The 24696-nt window shown below is 61.5% G+C and carries 20 protein-coding genes; 13 read left to right on the top strand and 7 right to left on the bottom strand.

Annotation, left to right across the window (positions count from 1 at the left end; genetic code table 11):
* Positions 1-60 precede the first annotated feature (60 nt).
* The gene (locus L9059_RS10155) at positions 61-2172 is read right to left on the bottom strand and encodes a hybrid sensor histidine kinase/response regulator (protein ID WP_247290509.1); all 2112 of its coding nucleotides are present in this window, start codon (positions 2170-2172) and stop codon (positions 61-63) included.
* A 135-nt stretch (positions 2173-2307) separates the two neighbouring features.
* Positions 2308-2997 carry a GntR family transcriptional regulator gene (locus L9059_RS10160; RefSeq protein ID WP_247290511.1) on the bottom strand — a complete coding sequence of 230 codons (690 nt, stop codon included), beginning with the start codon at positions 2995-2997 and terminating at the stop codon, positions 2308-2310.
* Between the two features lie 140 nt (positions 2998-3137).
* Here L9059_RS10160 and L9059_RS10165 point away from each other — a divergent pair, with 140 nt between their 5' ends.
* The 7 genes from L9059_RS10165 (at position 3138) to L9059_RS10195 (ending at position 10513) form a co-directional block, all read left to right on the top strand.
* Entirely contained in the window at positions 3138-4223 is a 1086-nt protein-coding gene (locus L9059_RS10165; RefSeq protein WP_247290513.1) for an ABC transporter ATP-binding protein, read from the top strand.
* Position 4224: 1 nt separating this feature from the next.
* The gene (locus tag L9059_RS10170) at positions 4225-5142 is read left to right on the top strand and encodes an ABC transporter permease (protein WP_247290515.1); all 918 of its coding nucleotides are present in this window, start codon (positions 4225-4227) and stop codon (positions 5140-5142) included.
* Entirely contained in the window at positions 5139-5927 is a 789-nt protein-coding gene (locus tag L9059_RS10175; protein ID WP_201119683.1) for an ABC transporter permease, read from the top strand. The genes L9059_RS10170 and L9059_RS10175 overlap by 4 nt, the downstream gene beginning before the upstream one ends.
* Before the next feature lie 17 nt (positions 5928-5944).
* Positions 5945-6997 carry an extracellular solute-binding protein gene (locus L9059_RS10180; protein ID WP_247290517.1) on the top strand — a complete coding sequence of 351 codons (1053 nt, stop codon included), beginning with the start codon at positions 5945-5947 and terminating at the stop codon, positions 6995-6997.
* 127 nt (positions 6998-7124) lie between these two features.
* Positions 7125-8321: an amidohydrolase family protein gene (locus L9059_RS10185; protein ID WP_247290519.1), complete on the top strand. Its 1197-nt coding sequence runs from the start codon at positions 7125-7127 to the stop codon at positions 8319-8321.
* On the top strand, positions 8318-9817 hold the full coding sequence (locus L9059_RS10190; protein ID WP_247290521.1) for an amidohydrolase family protein: 1500 nt from the start codon (positions 8318-8320) through the stop codon (positions 9815-9817). Before L9059_RS10185 ends, L9059_RS10190 begins: the two co-directional genes overlap by 4 nt.
* 12 nt (positions 9818-9829) lie before the next feature.
* A complete protein-coding gene (locus tag L9059_RS10195) occupies positions 9830-10513 on the top strand; it encodes a flavin reductase family protein (protein ID WP_247290523.1) in 684 nt (227 codons plus the stop codon).
* A 20-nt stretch (positions 10514-10533) separates the two neighbouring features.
* Here the strand turns inward: L9059_RS10195 and L9059_RS10200 are convergent, their stop codons facing one another.
* From L9059_RS10200 to L9059_RS10220, 5 genes are all read right to left on the bottom strand, one after another.
* A complete protein-coding gene (locus L9059_RS10200; RefSeq protein ID WP_247290526.1) occupies positions 10534-13632 on the bottom strand; it encodes an error-prone DNA polymerase in 3099 nt (1032 codons plus the stop codon).
* Entirely contained in the window at positions 13608-15023 is a 1416-nt protein-coding gene (locus L9059_RS10205) for a Y-family DNA polymerase (RefSeq protein ID WP_247290528.1), read from the bottom strand. Before L9059_RS10205 ends, L9059_RS10200 begins: the two co-directional genes overlap by 25 nt.
* Positions 15024-15030: 7 nt before the next feature.
* Positions 15031-15648 (bottom strand): translesion DNA synthesis-associated protein ImuA, encoded by a 618-nt coding sequence (imuA, locus tag L9059_RS10210; protein ID WP_247290530.1) that lies wholly within the window; start codon positions 15646-15648, stop codon positions 15031-15033.
* Positions 15648-16265 carry a transcriptional repressor LexA gene (gene lexA, locus L9059_RS10215; RefSeq protein WP_247290532.1) on the bottom strand — a complete coding sequence of 206 codons (618 nt, stop codon included), beginning with the start codon at positions 16263-16265 and terminating at the stop codon, positions 15648-15650. Before lexA ends, imuA begins: the two co-directional genes overlap by 1 nt.
* A gap of 97 nt (positions 16266-16362) precedes the next feature.
* The gene (locus tag L9059_RS10220) at positions 16363-17250 is read right to left on the bottom strand and encodes a Dyp-type peroxidase (protein WP_247290535.1); all 888 of its coding nucleotides are present in this window, start codon (positions 17248-17250) and stop codon (positions 16363-16365) included.
* 260 nt (positions 17251-17510) lie between these two features.
* On the opposite strand from L9059_RS10220, the gene L9059_RS10225 reads away from it, so the two are divergent.
* The 6 genes from L9059_RS10225 (at position 17511) to L9059_RS10250 (ending at position 24551) form a co-directional block, all read left to right on the top strand.
* The gene (locus tag L9059_RS10225) at positions 17511-18638 is read left to right on the top strand and encodes a PAS domain-containing protein (RefSeq protein WP_247290537.1); all 1128 of its coding nucleotides are present in this window, start codon (positions 17511-17513) and stop codon (positions 18636-18638) included.
* Positions 18635-20062, top strand: a complete 1428-nt coding sequence (locus L9059_RS10230) for a sigma-54 interaction domain-containing protein (protein WP_247290539.1) — start codon at positions 18635-18637, stop codon at positions 20060-20062. Before L9059_RS10225 ends, L9059_RS10230 begins: the two co-directional genes overlap by 4 nt.
* A gap of 213 nt (positions 20063-20275) precedes the next feature.
* The gene (locus tag L9059_RS10235) at positions 20276-20878 is read left to right on the top strand and encodes a dimethylamine monooxygenase subunit DmmA family protein (protein WP_247290541.1); all 603 of its coding nucleotides are present in this window, start codon (positions 20276-20278) and stop codon (positions 20876-20878) included.
* The gene (locus tag L9059_RS10240; protein ID WP_247290543.1) at positions 20875-21843 is read left to right on the top strand and encodes a PDR/VanB family oxidoreductase; all 969 of its coding nucleotides are present in this window, start codon (positions 20875-20877) and stop codon (positions 21841-21843) included. The genes L9059_RS10235 and L9059_RS10240 overlap by 4 nt, the downstream gene beginning before the upstream one ends.
* 18 nt (positions 21844-21861) lie before the next feature.
* The gene (locus tag L9059_RS10245) at positions 21862-22884 is read left to right on the top strand and encodes a heme-dependent oxidative N-demethylase family protein (protein WP_247290545.1); all 1023 of its coding nucleotides are present in this window, start codon (positions 21862-21864) and stop codon (positions 22882-22884) included.
* A gap of 128 nt (positions 22885-23012) precedes the next feature.
* Positions 23013-24551, top strand: coding sequence for an APC family permease (locus L9059_RS10250; RefSeq protein WP_247290547.1), 1539 nt, complete (start codon positions 23013-23015; stop codon positions 24549-24551).
* Positions 24552-24696: the final 145 nt, after the last annotated feature.

Here is a 24696-nt window from a genome sequence, read left to right on the forward strand (position 1 = left end):
GATACTTAATCTCAGGTTTACAAAGATCAATTGGTTCCGTGCAAAACCCGATAATTCACTTCAACCGCTAAGGACATTGCGAACCATGCGCGTCAGCGCCTCCGGCCCATAAGGTTTACTCAGCAAATGAGTATCAGGACTGAGTTGGTGATTGCGCGAAATGATGTCGCGGGTATGACCCGACGTGAATAGCACCGCTACCGGCGGTTTTTGTACCTTGGCCCAGGCGGCCAGGTCCGAGCTCTTGATCAGCCCGGGCATGACCACGTCAGTGAAAATCAGATCCACCGCAATGCCCTCCAGCAACATCTGCATGGCGATGTCGCCGTTGGCAGCGGTAAGCACCTTGTAGCCTTCCTCGTGCAGCAGTTCTACGGCAGCGGCGCGCACCGCCTCGTTATCCTCAACCACCAGGACCGTTTCGTGGCCTCCCTGATGCTGCGCGTCATGCACCGTTGACTCGGCAGGCAGCGCAAGCAGGCAGCGCGGGAAATACAGCTTGACCCGGGTGCCCTGGCCTTCGGTGCTGAGCATCTCGATATGCCCGCCGCTCTGCTTGACAAAGCCGAACACCATGCTCAGGCCCAACCCGGTGCCCTGCCCATCGGCCTTGGTGGTGAAAAAGGGTTCAAACGCCTGCGCGAGCACCTGAGGCGACATGCCAACACCGGAGTCAACGACCGCAACGCGCACATAATCGCCGGCAACGATGCCCTTGCCCGCACAGAACTGGCGCTCCAGTGCAACGTTCTCGGCGCTGAGCACAACCGTGCCCTCACCCTGCATGGCGTCCCGGGCATTGATTGCCAGGTTGAGGATGGCGTTTTCCAACTGGTTACGGTCAACGTTGATATGCCAGGACTCTTGCGGAACCCGCACATCAATCTGCAGGGTTTCGCCCAGCGCTCGCTGCAGTAACTCTGCCAGGCCTTCGAAGATTTGCCGAGGGTTGCAGACCGCCGGTGAAAGTGGCTGGCGTCGGGCAAACGCGAGAAGTTGCGAGGACAGCTTGGCTCCTCGCTCGACCGCCGCGATCGAGGCCTTGACCCGACGCTGCACGTTGGCATTGTCCGGTTCATGCCGCGCCAGCAGGTGCAAGTTGCCGGCGATCACTTGCAGCAGGTTATTGAAATCGTGGGCCACGCCTCCGGTGAGGCCGCCGATGGCTTCGAGCTTCTGCGACTGACGCAGTTGCTCTTCGGCTTGCAGTCGCGCACCGACTTCTTCGGCGACGCGCTGCTCCAGGTTTCGGGTGAACTTCAGCAGTGACTCTTCAGCCGTCTTGCGCACATGGATGTCAATCAACACCCCGGGAAAGCGCAACGGTTCGCCACGTTCATCGAACTCGCAGCACCCGCTGGCCAGCACCCACAGATAACTGCCGTCAGGACGCAACACGCGGTATTCGGCGTTAAAGGGTGCACCGGTTTTCTGCGCCTGATCCACCTGCTCACGGACCCAGTCCAGGTCCTCGGGGTGAACCTGCGATTCGGCGATGGTACTGGGCAGGTTGGACAGATCGGATCCTGGCGGGAAGGATAATGTCCGGGCGAATCGCTCGTCACCGGAGAGAACGTCGGCCTTGAGATCCCAAACGAACGAGCCTAGCAAGGCCCCGGCATTCAGTGCCAGGCGTACCCGCTCGTTATCGGCGCGATAGGCATCTTCGGCCGCCCGACGCCGGCGCTCGGAAATGACATGGTCAGTGGTATCGACCACCATCGCCATGACGCCTGCAGGGCGCCCCTCGTCATCGGCAACCGGGCTGTAATAAAGATCGAGCCAGACATCTTCGGGGAGCCCGTTGCGCAACAGCACCAGTTCTTTGTTGTGATAGGACAAGGTACCACCGCCCAGGCAAGTGTCCATCACATGCCGGTTGAATTCGGCGACTTCTGGCCAACCCAGTTCCACCGGAGAGCCCAGCAGATAAGGATGGCGTCCACCGGCGAATTTCGAGTAGGCGTCGTTGTAGATCATATACCCGGTCCGCCCCCAGAGCATGACCATCGGCAAAGGCGACGCAAGCATCAACTGCACTGTGCTGCACAGACTTTTCTGCCAATGCTGGACAGGCCCAAGCTCGGTCAGGCTCCAGTCGAATGCACGAATGCGTCCGGCCATCTCACCGTTCCAGCCAGCACACCCGTGGCTTGCGTCTAGAAACTGCATCGACTGACTCTTAAGCCCCTGAAATGACACCTGCTTGCTTCGAGCACACGAGGCGCCAATGGTTTCATTAACTACGGCTGATTCGTTTCGCGCAACAACTCATCACCTGTATCTAATTCACCTGTGGCGAGGGCATCACACTTCAATCAGATGCTTTAGCGGATGGTAGCCAGTTTTCAGCGTGGCGGCGACGTCGAGGATGGCCTTTTCTATGCCGTTTAGATGCATGCAGGTCAATTCGATCGCCGCGCCCTGGTTACCAGCCTCGATGTACTCGATCAGCCGCAGGTGCTCGTTATCTCGGCAGGCCTCGTGACTGTCGTCGTCCAGTGCCGCCGCGTACAGCGAAGCTCGGGAAATAAGCTTCTGGAACCAGTCGAGCAACACCGGGTTGTTCAGGCTGCGCGCCAGCTTGATGTGGAACTCACCCAGCAGATGTATCAACCGCTCGTGGTCGCCGTTGCGGTGCGCTTCATCCTCCAGCAGCAGGTGTTCGCGCAGGTCCTGGGCCACTGCCGAATCGCGCCGGCGGCACAGTTCACTGACGATGCCGATCTCGATCAGGCGACGGGTTTCAAACAGCGAACGAATCTCTTCATCACTGGGCAATGACACCGATGCCCCTTTATTGGGCTCGGTGGTCACCAGCCCGTCGGCTTCCAGCTGCTTGAGCGCCGCGCGCACCGACGTGCGGCTGACATTAAAAAGCTCGGCCAGTGATGCCTCGCCAAGCTTCATCCCAGGACGTAACGAACGCTTGCTGATCGCCTCGTAAACCCCTTGGTAGACGCGATGCACGGTTGTCTCAAGTCTCTTTTCGCTCATCTGAATACTCCTTTGTGCCGCACAACCGACCCCTGGCAATGACTGGCCAACGAAAAAAGGGGGTTGCACCCGCAGATTAATCCGGTTATTTGTAGATTGCATCCAGATATTGCATACAATAATTAGGGGATTGCACCATTATGGATCAGCCAGTCGCTATCGAAGTGCGTAACGTCTCCAAGCGGTACTCTGACGATCCGGGGTTGGCTCCAGCCCTGGACAACGTGTCAGTCGACATCGCCGACAACGAATTCTTTACCTTGCTGGGGCCCTCCGGCTGCGGCAAAACCACCCTGCTTCGCACCATCGCCGGTTTCGAGCACGTCAGCAATGGCGAGATCCGCCTCGGGGGTGAACCAGTCAATGGCTTGCCGCCCTTCAAGCGCCGGGTCAATACGGTGTTTCAGAGCTACGCGCTGTTTCCACACATGACTGTCGCGCAGAATATCGCCTTCGGCCTCGAGATGCAGGGTCTTGATCGCAAGCAGACCGCCCGGCGCGTCGAAGAAATGCTCGCGCTGGTGCAGATGCAGCACCTGGCCCAGCGCAAACCCGCCGAATTGTCCGGCGGGCAACAACAGCGCGTGGCGCTGGCCCGGGCGCTGGCCCCCAAGCCCAAGGTCCTGTTGCTGGACGAGCCGCTGTCGGCCCTCGACCTCAAGTTGCGCAAGGAAATGCAGGTCGAACTCAAGCGAGTGCAGAAAGAAGCCGGCATTACCTTTATTTTCGTCACCCACGATCAGGAAGAAGCCCTGACGCTGTCCGATCGTATCGCCGTGATGTCGGCGGGCAAGATCCTGCAGATCGGCTCCCCCAACGACATCTACGAGCGTCCCCAGCATCAGTTCGTCGCGCAGTTCATTGGCGACATCAACTTCCTTCCCGGCCACCTCAAGCGCGGCCAGAACAACGAAAATCTCTTCGTGCCCAACGGCATGCCGGTGGAAATTCCCTGCCAGGCACAGGGACTGGACAGCGCGAAAGTGCAGCTGGCGTTTCGCCCGGAGCGTTCGCAACTGGTCGATCCCACGCAACCCCATCACCTGCGGGGCGTGATCGAAGCCGTTCTGTACGTGGGCACCGCCACGCTTTACCAGTGCCGCCTGAACAATGAAATCAAGGTCATGCTGCGCGAGAACAACGAAGGTCTGAACCGCGGCCGGGCCGTAGGTGACCGGGTCGCCGTCAACCTCCCGCCCCACGCCTGCCTGTTGATGGAGGCCTGAGATGAGCGTCAGCAGTTATTCCCCCGCCTTGAACCGTGCGCTGCTGTTGAGCCCGGTGGTCCTTACATTGCTGGCCCTGATCGCCATTCCCCTGGGCATCATGGGCTACATCAGTCTCTTGCCGCGCAACGTCTACGGCGGTGTCGACTGGCAGGCCGACTGGCAATTGCAAAGCTATGTGCAGCTGTTTTACCAGGAAGGTTTCGACGGTGAACTGGAGCTCAACTGGGTCTACGCGCAGGCACTGTTGCGCTCGGTGTTCCAGGCGGGTGGCACCACGGTGTTGTGTTTCCTGTTCGGCTTTCCGGTGGCGCTGTGGATGTCCAGCCTGACCCCGGGCCGGCGTAACCTCATGGTACTGCTGATAACCATTCCATTCTGGACCAACCTGCTGATCCGCAACTACGCCTGGCTGATCATTCTGCGCGAGCACGGTTGGGTCGCGCAAAGTCTTAACGCGCTGTTGCCCCAGGCCGGTGGCATCACCCTGCTGTACAACGACTTTGCCGTCAGCGTCGGCCTGGTCTACAGCTTCCTGCCGTTCATGATCCTGCCGATCTACTCGACCCTGGAGAAACTTGACTGGCGCCTGGTAGAAGCCGCGTACGACCTCGGCGCCAATCGCTGGCACGCACTAAAGCGAATCATCCTGCCGCTCTCGATGCCTGGGGTGATCGCCGGCGCGCTGCTGGTGTTCGTACCGAGCCTGGGCGCCTTCATCACCCCGGCGATTCTCGGCGGGGGCAAAACGTTAATGATCGGCAACCTGATCCAGCAACAGTTCGGCACCGCTCGCAACTGGCCGCTGGGTAGCTCGTTGTCGTTCCTGTTACTGGGGATTCTGCTGCTGTCCCTGGTGCTGTACGCCCTGTATAGCCGCAATGCGGCCAAGACCCTGCGTCGGGGAGCCACCCTATGATCGCCCTGCACCTGAAGAAACTGCCGCTGACCCGAGAAGTCAGCCTGTTGATCCTGGCCTATCTCTACCTGCCGATCCTGGTCTTGATCGCCTATAGCTTCAATGCCAACCGCTCGGCGACGGTATGGACCGAGTTCTCCTTCGCCTGGTACGGACGGATCCTGGCGAACCCGTCGATCCAGACCGCCGCTTTGAACTCGATCATCGTCGCCAGCATCGCCACGGTCTGCGCCACGGCGATCGCCTTGCTCGCGGCGTTGGCGACCTACCGGCCGTTCTATGGACAGAAAATGGTCGAGGGTGGGATCAACCTGCCGCTGATCCTGCCGGAAATCGTCACGGCTGTCGCCACGCTACTGCTGTTCATGGCGCTGGGCATCAAGCTTGGGTTGCTCACCGTGATCGTCGCACACATCGGCTTTTGCATCCCTTTCGCTTACCTGCCGATCCGCGCGCGCCTCAATGATCTGGACAAAAGCCTGCTGGAGGCGGCCAACGATCTGTACGCCAACCCATGGCAGGTGTTTCGCCGGGTCACCCTGCCGCTGCTTTGGCCTGCTGTGCTGTCCGGTTCGGTACTGGCCTTTGTCGTCAGCCTGGATGATTTCATCATGACCTTCTTCGTTGCCGGCCCGGGTTCCACGACCCTGCCGGTGTACATCTTCTCGGCAATCAAGGCCGGCGTGACGCCAGAGATCAATGCGATTTCGACCCTGATGCTGGTGATTTCAATCGTGCTGGTGGTGCTGGCCTTCTGGCTGGGACAGCGCGGCAAAAACCAATGAGCCTGGAGCGTTCTGTCATGAAAATGAAAAACCTGCGTTACGGCGTCGCCGGTCTGGCACTCGGTTGCCTGACGGTTTTTTCCGCGCAAGCTGCCGAGCCCAAGGAGCTGTTTTTCTACAACTGGACCGATTATTACCCGGTCGACCTGCTGGCCAAATTCGAGAAAGAGACCGGCATCAAGGTCACCACGGACGGCTACGACAGCAACGAAACCCTGCTCGCCAAATTGCAGGCCGGTGGCGCTGCATACGATGTGATCGTGCCTTCGCAGTCGATCATGCAAACCCTGATCAAGCAGGACTTGCTGCTGCAAATCGACGCCGCTGCCCTGCCCAACTTCCAGTACGTGAAGCCGGCATTTCGCGACCCCACATTCGACCCTGGCCGCAAGTTCTCGGCGCCTTACCTGTGGGGGACCACCGGCTTCTCCTATGACAGCGCCCGTGTGCCCGGCGGCAAGCTAGACGATTCGTGGAAAGAGTTTTTCGAGCCGCGCAAGGAACTACAAGGCCAACTGGCGGCACTCGACACCTCCAGCAGTGTGATCAATGCCGCCAGCCATTACCTGAATGTCGACGAGTGCAGTGAAAACCCTCAGGACGCCAAGCGCATCCTGGAACTACTGCGCAAACAGAAGCCATTCCTGAAAATGTACAGCTCGGATAACACCGTGGACCGCATGGCCTCCGGTGAAGTGATCATGATGCAGAACTGGAACGGCTCAACCGCCCGCGCCACCCTGCAGAAAAACACCATCAAGTACGTCTACCCGCGCGAAGGCCTGGCGATGTTCCAGGACAACTTCGCCGTGCCGAAAAGTGCGCCACATCCCGGTAACGCGAAGATTTTCATCGACTGGATGATGAAGCCGGAAAACGCAGCGGCGGTGTCCAATGCCATTGCCTATGCCAACGGAATCCAGAGCGACAAACTGCTGGACGCCAAGTGGAGGGTTATGGACGCGATCAACATGCCAGACGAATTCGCCTCGCGCCTGCGCCCGGAGAAAGAGTGCAGCAACAAGGCGCGGGAACTGCAGGACCGGATCTGGGCGAAGCTCAAGGGTTGAGCCTGGCCCGGGACCGCGTCGCGCTCTTCGCGAGCAAGCCCGCTCCCACACAAGTGTTGTGATCCCTGTGGGAGCGGGCTTGCTCGCGAAGAGGCCCTCCCATCCAACAAAGATTTTGAGGTATGCAATGACCCACCCCCGCTGGCTACGCAACGTGCGCCCCTGCGGCACCACCGCCGAAGACCTGCTGATCGAAGACGGCCTGTTCAAGCAACGCCGCCCGGCCACAAACGCAGCGCTCAGCGCCACTGACATCGACGGTCAACACCAACTGCTCACCCCGGCCCTGGTGGAAAGCCATGTGCACCTGGACAAAACCCTCTGGGGCCAGCCCTGGCGCCCGAACAGCGCCGGGGCGACCCTCAAGGACTACATCGCCAACGAGCGACGCGTGCTGCGTGAAGTCGACTCGCCCATTGGCCAACGGGCCGGCGCGCTTCTGGAAAACTGCATCGCCCGCGGCTCGCTGACCATGCGCTGTCACGTCGACATCGACCCGGAGTTCGGCCTGCGCCATGTCGAAGCCATGCAGCAACTGCGCGAACGCTACCGCGATCTGATCGACCTGCAACTGGTGGTGTTCCCGCAAACCGGTCTGATCAGCCGCCCCGGCACTGCCGAACTGATGCGCGAAGCTATGACCCTGGGCGTGGAAAACGTCGGCGGCCTTGACCCCTGTGGCATCGATAATGATCCGCTCGCACAGCTTGACTGCGTATTCAAGCTCGCCAGCGAATTCGACCGTGGCGTGGACATACACCTGCATGATAAGGGCGAACTGGGCCTGTGGCAGATCGCCCTGATTGCCGACTACACCGAGCGCTTCGCACGTCAGGGGCAGGTGATGATCAGTCATGCCTACTGTCTCGGCATGTTGCCCTGGAGCCAGGTCAAATCCGTGGCCGAGCGTCTGGCGGCGCTCGGCATTTCGCTGATGAGTTCGGCCCCCGCCGACTGCGCAGTGCCACCATTTCTCGCGTTGCGCCAGGCTGGGGTCAACTTGTGTCTCGGTTCGGACGGCATCCGCGATGCCTGGTCGCCCATGGGCAACGGCGACATGCTGGAGCGGGCGATGCTCCTGGCCTTTCGTTTCGACCTCAACAAGGACGATGAACTGGCAGCCGCCTTCGACGCCGCGACCGTCAATGGAGCCCGGGCATTGGGCGTCGAGAATTATGGCCTGCAAATCGGCGGGCCGGCAGACTTCCTATTGATGCCGGTGCAGACCCTCGGCGAAGCTGTGGTCACGCGTCCGCCGCGCCAGGTTTATCGCCGCGGCCAGCTGATTGCCTGCAATGGACGCTTGCTGGACAGTCGCCTGTGAGTCGCCCGGCAACTATCATCGGTCTCAAAGCCGCTTGTGTGGTCGGCTTCGACGGCACACAACACGTGCTATGGCGCGACGGCGAAGTGGTGTTCGAAGGCTCGCACATCCTGTTTGTCGGGCGCGGTTATGCGGGCCCGGTGGAACAATGGATTGACTATGGTAATGCCCTGATCAGTCCGGGGTTCATCGACCTGGATGCACTGGGCGACCTCGATTCCACGGTCTTGACCCTGGACAACGGCGACGAACGTGACATGGGCCGCATGTGGTCCGAAGAGTACTTGGCGCGGGGCCCACGGGAGAGTTTCAGTCCAGAGGAAGAGGTATTCAAATACCGCTACGCTTTCACCCAACTGATCCGCAATGGCATCACCACGGCAATGCCGATCACCTCGATGTACTACCGCGAATGGGCCGAGACCTACGACGAGTTTGCCGCCGTCACCCAGGTTGCCGGCGAACTGGGCCTGCGTACTTACCTCGGCCCTTGCTACATGAGCGGGATGAGTTACTGGCGTGCGGACGGGACCCTTGGGCATCACTTTGATGAGGCCAAGGGGCTGGCTGGACTGGCGGCGGCTGAACTATTTTTCCAGGACTTTGACGGCACTTACGGGGGTCTGGTTCGTGGCGCCTTGCTGCCGGATCGCATCCAAACCTGTACGCCAGCATTGCTGCAAAAAACCGCCGCTTTAAGTCGCGAACTTGCTGCGCCAGTGCGCCTGCACTGCTGCCAGGGGCTTGGCGAGGTCGCAATGGTCGAGCAACTGCGTGGCTGCTCCCCGCTGGCCTGGCTGGAGAAACTGAACCTGCTGACACCCCGTAGCCTCCTGCCACACGGCATCTACACCTCAGGTGCCGATGACCTGCAGCGCCTGGTGAACGGCGGTGCCAGCCTGGTTCATTGCCCAGTGGTATTTGCTCGTGACGGCGAGGCGCTGAACTCGTTCGGGCGCTACCGGGCCTTGGGCATCAACTTCGCCCTGGGCACCGATACCTGGCCGGCAGACTTGCTGGAAAATATGCGCCAGGGCTTGAACATCGCCCGATTGCTGGAGGGCGGCAACTCGCTGACCAGCACCCTGGACCTGTACAACGCCGCCACCCTCGGCGGCGCCAAGGCACTGGGGCGCGACGACCTGGGGCGCCTAGCTCCAGGGGCCAAGGCCGACATCAGCATATTCAACCTGCGCGGCCTGCACTTGGGCCCGCTGTTCGACCCCCTGAAAAACCTGGTGCTGGCGGGGCGCGGAGACGATTGCATAGCCAGCTATATCGATGGCCGCTGTGTAATGCAGGACGGCCAGGTCCAGGGCATCCACTACCCCGCCCTGCAACGCCAGGCCCAACGACAATTCGAGAAACTGATGCGCAGCCACGCCGAACGGGCCGCAGGCCAACCGGACTGGAAAACCCTGTTCAAACCGGCCATTGCGTTTGCCGACGATTACAGCGCAACCGCGCCTTTAAGCGGCATCGACCCCTTACTTTAGAGAATTCTGCCCATGCACAGCTTCGACTTCAGCACTATGAGCCCTCGGGACAAATATAAGATATTGATCGGCAGTGTGGTGCCCCGCCCTATTGCTCTGGTCACCACGATCGATGGCGAGGGCCGAATCAACGCCGCTCCCTTCAGCTTTTTCAACGCATTGTCCGCCGACCCGCCGATCCTCGCCCTGGGCGTGGAAAATTATGGTGACCAGAGCCCCAAGGACACCACGCGCAACATCCAACTGAATCAGGAATTCACCGTCAATATCGTCAGCGATGCCCTGGTCGAGGCCATGAACGTCTGTGCCGTGCCCTTCGCCCCTGGGTTCGATGAACTGACCGCTGCCGGCCTCACGGCCATCCCCGGCACCCTGGTCAAATGCCCCCGAATCGGCGAAGCCCCGGTGGCACTGGAATGCCGGCGGATGATGGCGCTGTCGATTGGGCAATCGCGGGAAATCATCTTTGGTGAAGTATTGATGGCCCATGTCCGCGATGAACTGATCGACCTGAAAACGCTGTACATCGATCAACTGGGCCTGGATGCCATTGGCCGGATGGGCGGCCACGGGTATGCCCGCACCCGGGACTATTTCGACTTGCCGACGCGATCGCTGCAGGCCTGGACGGAAGCGCCGGGGGCCGGCGAACGGGTTTGGCCCCAGGCATTGGAGCTGTGCAGGAGAGGGAGATAGAGGGGCAGGGAGAGGATTCATCAGTGGAAATCCCGACTGCGGATACTGATCCCGTCCAATAGCTCACTCAGGTCACTCATGCGTCCGGCAATCAGGTGCCGGACCTCGCCCTGGCTCTCCCAGCGCCCATCAACTTTGAGCAACTGCGAGCCCACCAGCACTTTGCGCTGGCGCTCAGCCAGGTCGCGCCAGACGATCACGTTGACGTTACCGAACTCATCTTCCAGGGTGACGAAGGTCACACCACTGGCGGTACCCGGTCGCTGGCGGCCGGTGACCAGGCCCGCGACACTGACCGGCCGTCCATGCTCGACCTCCAGCAATTCCCTGGAGCTGCGACAACGCCGTGCTTTCAGTTCCCCGCGCAACAAGGCCAGCGGATGTGGGCCGAGGGTGGTGCCGACACTGGTGTAGTCCGCCAGCAGGTCCTCGCCAACCGTGGGCTTGGGCAAGGCCACCGGTTCCTCTTCCTGCGTTGGCAACCCGGCAAACAAACCCAGCTGCCTCTGCACCCCTGCCACTTCCCAGCGTGCGCGATGGCGATCTCCTGCCAGCCCGCGCAGGGCTGCGGCATCGGCCAGTAGCTCCTGGGCGCGGGCATCGAGTCGTGCCCGTTCGCCGAGGTCGGCGATGTCGACAAAGACCCCACGAGCCCGGGCCGCCTCGATGCGTCGGGCATCGTCCTCGCGAAAACCCTTGATCATGCGCAAGCCCATACGAATCGCCGGCTGCGCCCCGGCAACGGGTTCGAGGCTGCAGTCCCAGTCACTGGCGCGAACATCCACCGGGCGAATCTGCAAATGGTGGCGCCGCGCATCCTGCAGGATCTGGTCGGGACTGTAGAAACCCATGGGCCAGCTGTTGATCAGCGCGCAGGCAAATGCCGCTGGTTCGTGGCACTTCAACCAGCAACTGGCGTAGGTCAGCAAGGCAAAACTGGCCGCGTGGGATTCGGGGAAACCGTAGCTGCCAAAGCCCTTGATCTGCTCGAAGATCAGTGCGGCGAACGCCTCCGTATAGCCGTTTTTCTTCATCCCGGCAGCCAGGCGCAATTTGTGCGGTTCAAGCCCGCCGTGACGTTTCCAGGCCGCCATGGAGCGGCGCAACTGGTCCGCCTCGCCCGGGCTGTAGTCAGCGGCAACAATGGCGATCTGCATCACCTGCTCCTGAAACAACGGCACCCCAAGGGTTCGCTTCAACACCTCGCGCAATTGCTCGGACGGATAGGTTTCCAGTTCTTCCTTGTTTCGTCGTCGCAGGTACGGATGCACCATGCCCCCCTGGATAGGCCCGGGCCGCACGATCGCCACTTCAATCACAAGGTCATAGAACACTTTGGGCTTGAGCCTGGGCAACATCGACATCTGGGCCCGAGACTCGATCTGGAACACCCCAACCGTATCCGCACGACCAATCATTTCGTAGGTCTGCGGGTCTTCGGCCGGCACCGTAGCCAGGCTCAGGTCGAGGTTGCGGTGGCGCCGCAACAGGTCAAAACAACGACGAATGGCACTGAGCATGCCCAGCGCCAGGATATCGACCTTGAGCAGCCCGACGGCATCCAGGTCGTCCTTGTCCCATTGAATGATGGTGCGCTCGGCCATGGCCGCGTTCTCCACCGGCACCAGGGTGTCGAGTGGCTGCTCGGAAATGACAAAGCCGCCCGGGTGCTGGGACAGGTGCCGGGGAAAGCCGATCAGTTGCCCGGTGAGGCTGAGTACCCGACGCAACACCGGGCTCTCGGGGTCGAATCCGCTTTCGCGCAGACGCTCCAATGGCGGCGTCTGATCACTCCAGTGGCCGCAACAATCGGCCAGGGCGTTGATTTGGTCCGGCGGTAAACCCAGCGCCTTGGCCACGTCGCGCACGGCCCCGGCAGCGTGATAGGTGCTGACCACGGCGGTCAGGGCGGCACGGGTGCGACCGTAGCGCTGAAACACGTATTGCAGAACCTCTTCGCGACGCTCGTGTTCGAAATCAACGTCGATATCCGGCGGTTCGTTACGTTCCTTGGAGAGGAAACGCTCGAACAACATGTTCATGCGTGCCGGATCGATCTCGGTGATGCCCAAGGCAAAACACACCGCCGAGTTGGCCGCCGAGCCCCGGCCCTGGCAGAGAATTTTCTCGCGTCGGGCAAACGCAACGATGTCCTGCACGGTGAGGAAATAGCTTTCATAACCCAGCTCGGCGATCAGGCCCAGTTCCTTGTCGATCAGTTGCCGAACCTTGTCACTCGCACCCTCGGGCCAACGCTCACGAATCCCGCGCTCGGTGAGTTCCCTAAGCCACGAAACTCCGCTGTGCTCCTCTGGCACAAGCTCACATGGATATTGGTAGCGCAACTGGCTCAGCTCGAAGGTGCAGCGCCGGGCGATCTTGACTGTTTCGTCGAGCAAGGCCTGGGGGTAGAGCTCGCCCAATGCATCAAGACTGCGCAGGTGCCGCTCGCCATTGGGGTGCAGGCGTAAACCGGCAGCTGCCACCGGCACGTGATGGCGGATGGCGGTCATGGTGTCCTGCAGCGCGCGTCGCCCTCGCACATGCATGTGCACGTCGCCGCTGGCCACCAACGGGATTCGCAGCTCACCCGCCAGGCTCGTCATATCGGCCAGTAGACGGCGGTCATTCTGCCCGCAGTGCAACTGCACCGCCAGCCACAGGCGCCCAGGAAATACCTGCCGGAGCCAGTGACCATTGCCCGCATCATCGACAACGTCAGGTACCCACAGCGCCAGTAAACCCGGCAACGGCTCGCTGAAATCTTCGCGCAGCACTTGGTACTGACCTTTCTGCGTCCTGCGCCGGGCCCGGGTGATCAGCCGGCACAGGTGCTGATAACCCTCGAGATTTTCCACCAGCAGCACCAGTTTCGGGCCGTTCTCGATGCGGACTTCACTGCCGATGATCAGCGGCATGCCCAGCGACTTGGCCGCCTGCCAGGCACGAACGATGCCGGCCAGCGTGCATTCATCGGTAATGGCCAGCGCCTGGTAGCCCTGCTTTTTTGCCCGCTCAAACAGCTCAAGCGCACTGGATGCGCCGCGCTGGAAGCTGAAGTTCGACAGGCAATGCAGTTCGGCGTAGCCGATGGTCATGCAAACCAGCCCTGCAGCCACAACGGACCGCCATTACCCACTGCTCGATAGGCCCAGGCCTGCTGGCCGGAACGGGTTTCAATCAGGTAGTAGTCGCGTCGCACATCACCGCCATCCCACCAGCCGGACTCGATTCGCTCCGGCCCCATGAGAATGCGCGCCGACCCTTCCTGCACCGCCAGCGGCTCAGTCAGCAGCCACCCCGGACGTTGCACACCGCACAGCCCGGTACCGAGCTGATTATCGGCCCCGGCCTGCCATGCACATTCAGGTCGATGGTCGGCCTGAAACCGCAAGCCGTGAACCGCATCATCCCCAAGCCGGGCCCGCAAGCGCTCGCGCAATTGCTCCCAGGGCAAGGACTGTTGCGGGCGGTCGTCGAACAGTTCCTGATGCTGGGGCACAAAGGCGGGCAAGTCTTCGGCTCGCAAGCGAAAACCCCGCACCGGGGCCTGCACCTGCACCTGTTCCAGGCGCCCACGGGCCAGTTCGAAGAGCATCACCGGATCGCGCTCGGCGCTGAGCAGGCCGACCTTGATCACGCTGTCCGGCAAACCGGCATGTTCCAGGTGCAGGTCAAAACGCTGCACACCACTGTCGCGCCCGCACAGGAATGCCGCCAGATCGCCTGTCAGGCGGCGTAATGGAAACAGCAACGCCTGGTGGGACAGCACATCAAAATTGAGCTCGATGCGCACATCAAAACGATCCGCTGGCAGATAGAACGCCAGCGCCAGCGGCCGGGTCCCGCACAAGGTGTCCAGATGCAGTAGCACCCGAGCCTCGAACCGCCGGGCCAGACTGTTACGGGGTAGCGCCTGCACCTGGTGCAGAGTGCGCAGGCCCATGCGCGACAAGGCTATGACCACCGCAGGTTCCAGGGCAATGCGGTCGATGGGCAACTGCGCGAGGTGGCGCTGCAACGCGGCATCATCGGCGACCACCAGACCGTCATGCAGGTTGGCCAATACCCGTGCGGCCACCGGATTGGGGGCTGCGACTATGCGATGGCGAAAACCCAGTTCCCCCAGTTCGTTGCGCAAGCGGGCTTCGAACTGTGGCCAGGGTCCGAACAGTCCCAGGCTGGATTCGATTTCGAATACCAGCGCACGGGGGTAATGCACGCTGACCTGGGAGCTGAAACGATAGGCCCAGGCTGCCAGGAATTGCTGCCAGTGCTCGATTTCGGCAGTGTCGTACTCCGCGGTGACAAATCCCTTGCTCAAGGCCTGTGCGGCAGTCATTGACTGGCCCGGACGCAAGCCCAGCGCCCGGGCAGAAGCGTTGACGGCCTGCAACACGCGGCGCTGGGCCGGGCCGGTCAGCAGCGCCAGCGGTTGGTCCGGGTCGCTGCGCTGACGCAAGACCGCGTCCAGCGCCAGTTGCGGGAAGAGAATGCATACCCAACGCATGGCAACCTCAATGCCCCACGGCAAAGGCGATTGGCGCGGAACGGACCAGCCCGCCTCGGCACTTGAGCACCCGCAGTTGCGCGGGGCGCGCATCGATAGCGATGCGCAGGGCCGCTGGCGAAGGGTTGATGGCCTCCTGGATCGAGCGATAGGCAAACGCCAGGGTCGAGCCGGTTTCTGCTGCCACTTGCAAGCGGCGCAATGCACGGTCATCCGCCTTATGTGGCCAGCACAGCACCGCGCCGCAACTGCCCGAACGCAGGCACTGCTCCGCTGCCCACAGGGCATCGCGTTCGCTGGCCCGGATGATCGACAGCTGACGCAGGTCGATCCCGGCGTTTTCCCAGGCTTGTGGGTAGGGAACAAAGGGCGGCGCCACCAGGACAATCCGCTTCCCCGCTGCGGACAACCGTGCCAAGGCCGGCCACACCAGTTGCAATTCACCCACGCCCTGCCCGGCCAGGAGGATTTCAGTCAGTGCCGCTTCCGGCCAGCCACCGGTGGGCAGCGCGGCATCCAGCACCGAGTGCCCGGTAGGTTGCGGGCTGGCAGTCGGGGGCGCAGGCCGACCCTTCCAGACCTGGCCACCATTGAACAGCGTATCCAGCGCAACGACGGCACCCATCAGCCTTGCCTCACCAGGCCGCAGAACACCCCTTCGATGGCCAGGTCCTGATCGGCTTCAACGATGATTGGTTGATAGGCGGGGTTGCGTGGCAACAGTCGGACCGTCTCGCCCACCCGCTCGAAGCGCTTGATGGTCACCTCACCATCGAGCCGTGCCACGACGATCTGGCCATTCAGCGCTTCGGCGCTGCGATGCACCCCCACCAGGTCGCCATCGAGAATGCCGTCCTCGATCATCGAGTCGCCCTGGACCCGCAGCATGTAGTCCGGCACCCGGGAAAAGATCGCCGGGTCGAGCATCAAGCGCCGGTCAACCTCGGCATCGGCGCCGATGGGTGCCCCCGCCGCCACCCGGCCAAGCACCGGGATGTCCAGCAGTTCCGGGCGCGCCGCCTGGCCGAGCACACGAATGCCCCGGGCCTGATGGGGGTTGACCTCGATGAACCCGGCTTCGGTGAGCGCCAGCACGTGCTTGCGCGCCACACTTCGCGAGGCGAAACCAAACGCCTCGCTGATCTCGGCGAGGCTTGGGGGCTGACCATGCTCGGCGATTCGATCGCGGATGAAGGTCAGGATGGCGGTACGGCGGGGAGTCAAAGTCGTCATGGAGTACATTTGTACTCTTTTGCGGTTTTGGTGACAAGCACCATCCGTCCCGGGCATGACACGACTTTGACTGCAGGAGCGAGCTGGCAATGGCCGTCAACGAGTGTCAGCCAATGCGCAACGCGCGCAGGTCGAGGTGGCCATCTTTGAGCGGCGGGCACCAGTAGTAGCCGCCAGTAATCGGCCGGCTGATGCGGTACAGGCCATCGGTGATGCCGTCTTCCAGGCCACTCATACGGCGCAGTTGGGCTTCAAATGCATCCAAGGAGAAGCCGAATGCCAGGAACATCAGGCCGGCACGGTCGCCTTCAATCCAGGGCATTGAACGGCGAACTACAAACGCCTCCGGGGCGAAACTCTCTTGGGCGGTGCGTTTGACATGAGCGGAGATTGGCGCATCGTCCAGTTCTTCGTTGTCGCTCAGGCGGCGGCCCATGATGTTGTCCGTCTCATGGGACGGCAACGCGCGAAAACCTTTCAAGTCGTGCTGCCACTGCTGGATCGCGGCAAAACTGCCACCGACCAGGCCTTCGGCGCCCTCGCCCAGCAACGCCGCCGCCACAGCCGCTTCGTCATGGGGGTTTTCCGTGCCGTCCTCGTAACCTGTCAGGTCGTGGCCGGTCAGGTGGCGAAAGGTTTCATTCATCTGCACCAGGCGCAGCGCCGGCGCCAATGCCGCTTCGATGGCGTGGCTGCGATTGAGCAATTCGCCCCGGTCGATGCCGTGCAGCCAGCACCACAGGGCATGCTGGGTCGACGGGTTATCGACGCCGACGCCGGTCATCACCGGGAATGCCCGCAGGCCATCGACGCTGGCGTGGAGCGCCTTTACCAGGGACTCACCGAAGCCCACTACAGCGGATTTGCCGTCTACCAGTTGCATCAGGTTATCCAGCGCAGCCGGCAATGCTTCGATGGACTCCAGTGCGAAGAACAGATGACGGGCTTGCAGCGGAACGGGGGTGGCGAGGATGCCCGGCTGGTAGTGACTCATATCGACTCCTTGAAAAAGCTGCGGAGTTTACCGGGGTCTTTGATCGTATACACATGGGTTTTTTAGCCGGAGCAGACTTGCCCATGACCGCTTCGTCGGCCTATCGCTGCATAAATGCAAAACATGCTGCAATATCGCAGCACTTTTGTGCAGCTGCCCAAGCCTTGCGCCTACAAGCTGCTACAGAGCCAACGACAAATCTGTTTGGCATGCGATGTGCCCTGCTTTTGAAATCCTCAGCAAACCCGAGCCGATTCACCATGGATATCCTGAATTTACTGGCCCACAGAGCGCCGCCCTGCACCAGCACCCTGAGTGCCGACGGGTTGCTCGTGAACCTGTCCGCCAGCTTGAGCGATCAACTGGGTTACTCGCCTGAAGACTCGTTGAACCAGCCGATCGAACACCTCTACAGCATCGAATCGGTTCGCACCTTGCGGGCACTGTTCGCCAACCCGCCTGCGGACGAGCAGGTCCAGAGCATCGAGCTGACCCTGATCCGCCACAACGGCAGCCTGCTGCACGTGATTGCCAGTGGGTTGCTGGAGTGGCGCGAGGTCCAGCCTGCCTGCCTGCACTTGTTGAATATACCGCTGGGCACACTGGGCCATCGCCTGCGGGAAATGCACAACGCCAATGAAGTGATGAGCCAGATGCTGCAAAGCGCCAAGGTGGCCTACTGGTGCATCGAGTTTGCCGAAGCGGTAGACATCAATAACTCGCCGGATGAAATCGTCCGCCAGGTGTTCGAAAACGACTCGCACTGGCGCCTGTGCAACCGCGCCATGGCCGACGTCTACGAGATGCCCTCGGATGTCGACTTCAATCAGCAACCGGTGCGTCTCTACTGGCCGCGCAGCCCGGCCAACGAGGAATTTGTGCGGCGCTTGATCGAAGCCGGATTCAGCGTCGACTGTGCCTTGTCCGTGGATCGTCGCCACGATGGATCACCCGCCTACGTCGAGAACGATGTGCGCGCAACCATCGTCAACGGGCACCTGCTACGCATGTGGGGCAGCATTCGCGACGTCAGCCAGGAACTGCGCATGCAACACGATGCCGAGCAACGCATAGACGCTCTGCGCCGGGTGTTCGACGCGGTGCCGGACGCTGTCCTGGTGATTGACGAGCACTTGCAGCCGCAATGGCGCAACGCGGTGTTCGAAGAGACGTTCGGCATCACCAACGGTGCCGGCATCGCCCGCCTGCTGCTGGACCACGCATTGCCGGAGCGCACCTGGCATCGCCTGCCGCTACCTGATTTGAGTGGCCGCGCGCCGGACTTCGATGTGCACTGTTCGCGTATTCTGATTCGCGAAGGTGTGGCCTGGCGCGTCGCCGTGTTTCGTCAGCGCCAGGGCGTAAGCACCCAAGAGTTGCACCCATGAAAGACTCGAATCTGCCACCCAGCCTGCAGATGGGCATGCGTTCCTCGGTCAACGTCAGCAGCGAAGTCCTCGGCGCGTTACTGGAAACCCCGGCCCTGCACGCCCTGCTCGACAGCTTCGGCGAGGCACTCATCATCACCGATGGCGAAGGCCGTGTACGCTTTCTCAACCTGGCGGCCGAGCGGGTCAATCGCTTGTCCAAACAACAGGCCATAGGCTTGCCTGACAGTGAGTTTTTCCAGCGCTCGACGCTCAATTACGACGACCTGCAAGCGGCGCTGAATCGTGGCGGCAACAGCGCCTTGACCCGCTCCAGGGAGGGCCGGGTGATGCTCAGCAGCACCCATGCAATCCCCACCGGGGCCTATGAAAAACCTTTTCGCATGCTGACCCAGAAGGACTTCGACGGCAGCCAGCCACAACGTCGGGCGTCGCTTGGGGCTCGGCCAGTGGAGCCCCAAGGCCTGCGCGATCCGCAGGACAACGCCCTGCACCTGTCCCCACAGTTGTCGGGCATCGCCGACACCGGCGTGCGCGCCTTCCGCCGCCGCGCCCGCCTGTTGCTGCTGGGTGAGCCAGGGGTCGGCAAAACAGCCATCGCCCGGCATATTCACCGCGCTGCGGGCTGGGGCGACCGGCCGTTCATCCATGTCAATTGCGGGAGCATTCCGGAGAGCCTGTTTGAGTCGGAGATGTTCGGCTATGAACGGGGGGCATTCACTGGCGCGCTTGCAGGAGGCAAACAAGGTTATATCGAAGCGGCTGCCGGCGGGACGTTGTTCCTCGACGAGATCGGCGAGATACCGCTGCACGTCCAGGCCAAGCTATTAAAATTCCTCGAGGACAGCACCATTCAATCGGTCGGCTCGCCCCTGAGCAAAACCGTGCAGGTGCAGGTCATTGCAGCCACCAACAAGGACCTGCGGCACTTGGTGAGCATCGGCGAGTTTCGTGCCGACCTGTATTACCGCCTGGCCGTGCTGCCAGTGGAAATTCCACCGTTGCGCCAGCATCGTGCTGACCTGCCCTTCCTGATCGACATTCTGCTCAGCCGCGTCAACGGTGACCGCGAACCGTCCCTGAGCTTGTCCGCGGGCTGTCGCAAGCGGCTGTTGAGCTACGACTACCCGGGTAACATCCGCGAGCTGGTGAATATTTTCGAACGCCTGGCGGTGCTCGCCGACGATGAAGCGCAGGAACATCACCTGCCGGCCGAAATGCTCGAACCGCTGCGCCCTCGGGAACCGGCAAATGCGCAGCTGGCCGATGAAGAGGATGCGCAGCAGAACCTCAAGCTGCAGGTCCAGCATTTCGAACGCCAGGTAATCCTCCAGGCGATGCACCTGTGCGGCAGCAAGCGCAAGGCTGCGGTGCACCTGGGTATCGACATCGGCACGTTGATTCGCAAGTTGCAGCGCGAGTGATTGAGTGGGGAACGCAAAGGCGCTGCAAAAACGCATACATATTCGGTTACTTTTGCCATCACCACCCTCTCTTATAATTATAAAATTCTTTTAAATCAAATAGATAAAGAACTGGCATGACCTGTGCTCCTGCTATTTGCAACCCACCATCGTTGGGCTTTGCACAAGGCCGGCTTTTACCCGCCGCGCCGGTAGCCAGGAGGAATAATAAAAATGTTGATCACCGGGATCAAAAGCCGACCGGTTTATGACCGGCTGGAACCGCTGCCAGGCGGTCTGCACCAGATCATTGCCGGCCAGGGCAGTGGCGGGCACGCCATGTTGCGCTTGCTGGGCGAGATGGCCGGATCGGCCAGCCCCATCACCCTGCTGTACTCCCAGGAGTCCTTCTCCGGCCAGGATTTCCTCGGCGAACTGCAGCAGCATTCCCAGCACCCACTGCACGTGTACCCGTCCAACCAGTCGCTGATCGAATCACTCAAGGCCCTGCTCGGCGAAGCGCGCATGGGTACCCGCCTGTACCTCGCTGGTTCGGAAAGTTTTCTCGGCAGCGCCATGCAAGTGGCCACGCATTTCGACCTGAATCGCGACGAAGTGCTGCGCGAACACTCCGGCACCCTGGTGCGCCGGGTCTGGTGCGTGCATTGCGACACCTACACCGAGAACGTGACCCAACGCGTCTACGACTGCCCAGGTTGCGGGGTGACGCTGGTGGTACGCGATCACTATTCCCGTCGCCTGGCCGCCTTCCAGGCAGTCAAGGCCGATGCCGAAGTCCCGGGCGAACTGCCCGCAGCCGAGGAGCTCGACACATGAGCCAGAACAACGGGACGTTGAATTTGCGCGTGGCCCGCATTGAAGCGGTAACCCCTGAAATCAAGCGCTTTACCCTGGTGTCGCCGACCGGCGCCCACCTGCCGGCTTTTTCCGGTGGCAGCCACGTGGTGGTGCTGATTGCCAATGCGCAAAATACCCTGCGCAATCCTTATTCCCTGCTCAGTTCGCCTTACGACACCAGCAGTTATCAGATTGCCGTGCGCCGGGTGGACAGCGGTCGTGGCGGCTCGGTCTCGCTGCATGACCATGTCAATGAAGGGGATGTGATCGAGGTGACCCCTCCGGTCAACCTGTTCCCGCTGATCAAGCAAGCGCGCCTGCACATCTTCATCGCCGGCGGCGTCGGCATCACGCCGGTAATCTCGCAGCTGGAGGAACTGCGCCTGAGCAAGGTGCCGTTTGAACTGCATTACGCCGTGCGTGGCGAAGCGCACGCGCAACTTGGCAAGGAGTTGCAGGCCACCTACGGCGAACAGGTGCACCTGTACCGCAAGGGCATCGATGCGCGCCTGGATATCAGCCGGGTCCTGGCCGACCGCCCCCTGGGCAGCCACGTATACGTGTGCGGCCCGGACAGCATGATTGACGCCACACTGGCCTGCGCCAAGGAGCTGGGCTGGACCGACAGCCATGTGCACTTCGAGCGCTTTCTCGAACAGAGCAGCGGCGGCGAAGCGTTCAGCTTCACCCTCGGCCGCAGCGGCGCAACCATCGCAGTCTCGCCCGACCAGACCATGCTCGAAGCCGTCGAAGCCGCCGGCTACAGCATGCCCTACCTGTGCCGTGGTGGCGCCTGCGGCCACTGTGAAACAGCCGTCCTGGAACTCGATGGCGAGCTGCTGCACAGCGATGACTGGCTGTCGGACGAGGACAAGACCCTCCGCCAAAAAATCATGCCCTGCGTATCCCGTGCCAAATGCAATCGCCTGGTCATCGACCTCTGATCGACGGAAGACATAACAATGAATATCAAATTCAATCCCGACGAAACCTACCGCGACGACTACACCTTCGCCAACAGCCCGGAAACCATCGCCCGCGCGCCCTTCCCGTTCCCTGACGACGACTACATGTACTCGATGAATCTCGAGCCGCATGTGTCGGTAGGCAATGGCGCGTTTCGCGCGGCGTTCGACATCGACGAGCATTACATCAGCGAGTGCAAGGATCGGGCGATCACCTTGGAGAAAGACCCGGGCATGCACTATGTCTCGGCCCCGCACATGATGGAGGCGCAGTGGGACTTGCTGGAGCTGATCATGGAGTCCTACGCCCACGATTATCCGCAGTACTTCAGCCTGCAGCGCGAGGGCCGCCAGTGGCACTGGACCAACCGTCTGCTGGACATCGATGACCACTTCACCTTCGGCGATCCGGCGACCCTGCCCTACGAGCCAATGGAATACGTGACCCGCCAGGCCCAGGGCGATTGGGTTTTGCAGGAAGAACGCGACGGCACGCTGTACTGGGGCGCAGGCATCGCCACCCAGCGCGCCGATTATTCCCTGCGTTTCAATCTGGGCATGAGTTGGGAGGAGTTCCACGGCCCGGTGCCGTTGGTCAAGGAAATCGGCATGCTCGATCGCGCCTTGAAGTTCCTGCTGCGCTTGCGCACCGGGCACCCGGTGCGCCGCCTGAACTGGTCGCTGACGGTCAACCCGCGCCTCGAAGTGTCCGCCGAGAGCCTGCCGGAATGGGCGCCGGACCGCACCATCGTCACGGCACAAAACGCCGGCAAGCTGGTGTACCTGCGCATCGAGCTGCAACCCCTGCACCGCCTGCCCCGCAGCAACGCGATCGTATTCCCGATTCGCACTTACCTGCTCAGCCTCGAAGACATCGCCACCAACCCCGCATGGGCGCGGCGCATGCACCGGGTGCTGCGCGACCTGAACCAGCAATTGGTGGACTACAAAGGCTTCAGCCGCTACCGCGATGCAGCCGTGGAATGGCTGTCGCAGTACGACACCGAACCCAAACCCTGACGCAAGCCGGGCTCCTACTGGGTCAATGTGATCGTGAGATATCCATACAACAACAAAGCTCGACAAGAGCATGGGCAGGCCAACCTGCCAACCCTGTAAACACCTGCCATTGATAATGAGGAAATAACATGAGTGGCTCATCCAACACGCGTGCAAGCAGCAGCGCCGACCAGGACGCGGAACAACTGCGCGCCCTCGGCTACAGCTCTGATTTCAATCGGAGCATGAGCCTGTGGGAGAACTTTTCCCTGGGCTTCACTTACCTGTCACCGGTGGTCGGCGTCTACACCCTGTTTGGCCTGTGCCTGGCCGCCGGTGGCCCGCCAATGTTCTGGTCGTACCTGCTGATCGGCGCCGGGCAACTGCTGGTGTGCCTGATCTTCGGTGAAATCGTTTCGCAGTTCCCCATCTCCGGCGGGGTCTATCCCTGGGCGCGCCGCCTGGTGGGCAAGCGCTGGGCGTGGATGGTCGGCTGGGTTTACGCCTGGGCACTGTGTGCAACCATCGCCGGCGTCGCCGTCGGTGCAGGCCCGTACCTGGCGATCATGCTGGGTTTCAACCCAGGACCCGAGGCCAACATCTACATCGCCCTGACGATCATTGTGCTGTCGACTGCGCTGAACCTGGTCGGCACCCAATTGCTCGCACGAGTGGCGATGTTCGGCTTCCTCTGCGAGCTGGTCGGCGCCATCCTGGTGGGCGGTTATCTGCTGATCTTCGAGCGTCACCAGCCGTTCAGCGTGCTGTTCGACACGTTCAATCTTGAAGTCAACGGCTCATACCTCCCGGCATTTCTGGCGGCTTCCCTGGCGGGCCTGTTCCAGTACTACGGCTTCGAGGCCTGCGGTGATGTTGCCGAAGAAACGCCGAACCCTGGCAAGCGCATTCCCAAAGCCATGCGCATGACCATCTACATCGGCGGTGCTGCAGCGATGTTCGCCTGCCTGGCGCTGATACTGTCGGTGCCGGACATGGCCAAGGTCCTGGCCGGTGAAGACACCGACCCGGTCGCGACCATCCTCGCCAATGCGTTCGGCCCGGTGGGTTCGCGCCTGGTGATGGCGGTGGTGATGGTGTCGTTCATCTCCTGCGTACTAAGCCTGCAAGCGGCCGCCAGCCGCCTGTTGTTTGCCTATGCCCGTGACGAGATGATCATTGGCAGCTCGCTGCTCAAGCGGCTGTCGGGCAACCACGTGCCCTCGTTCGCCCTGTTGATCAGCGGCTTGGTGCCGGCAGGCATCGTCTGCCTTGGAATGTTTATGGCCGACGCGGTGGCAACCATCGTTGGTTTCGCGGCCATTGGTATCTATGTCGCGTTCCAGTTGATCATCATTGCGGCCCTGATCGCCCGAGCCAAGGGCTGGCGTCCGAACGGCCAGTTCACCCTCGGGGCCTGGGGCCTGTGGGTGAACCTGGCCGCACTGATCTATGGCGTCTGCGCGATCATCAACATGGTCTGGCCACGCTCGCCGGATGCGCCGTGGTACGTCAACTACTCGATGATCCTGACCACCCTGGTGGTGATGGGCGCAGGCCTGGTCTACATGCTGCTCGGCAAGCCGTACGACAAGGGCACAGCGCCTGCAGGGGATGCGTGGAAGTTTTCCAGGCCGCTGGCCAAGGCTGCTGATGTGTCTGCAGCGGCAGTCAACAGACCTTCAATTTAACCACAAACCCTTGTAGGCGCGAGCTTGCTCGCGATGGACGTTAACGATGACGAGGGCGGCCTGAATGCACGCGGCGCCCTCAGGTTTATCGCGAGCAAGTTCGCGCCTACAAGGGTCCGGTTTGAAAACAAGAATTGCTTCAGAG

It is taken from the genome of Pseudomonas violetae (assembly GCF_023072615.1).
In the GTDB taxonomy this organism is placed as follows: Bacteria; Pseudomonadota; Gammaproteobacteria; order Pseudomonadales; family Pseudomonadaceae; genus Aquipseudomonas; species Aquipseudomonas violetae.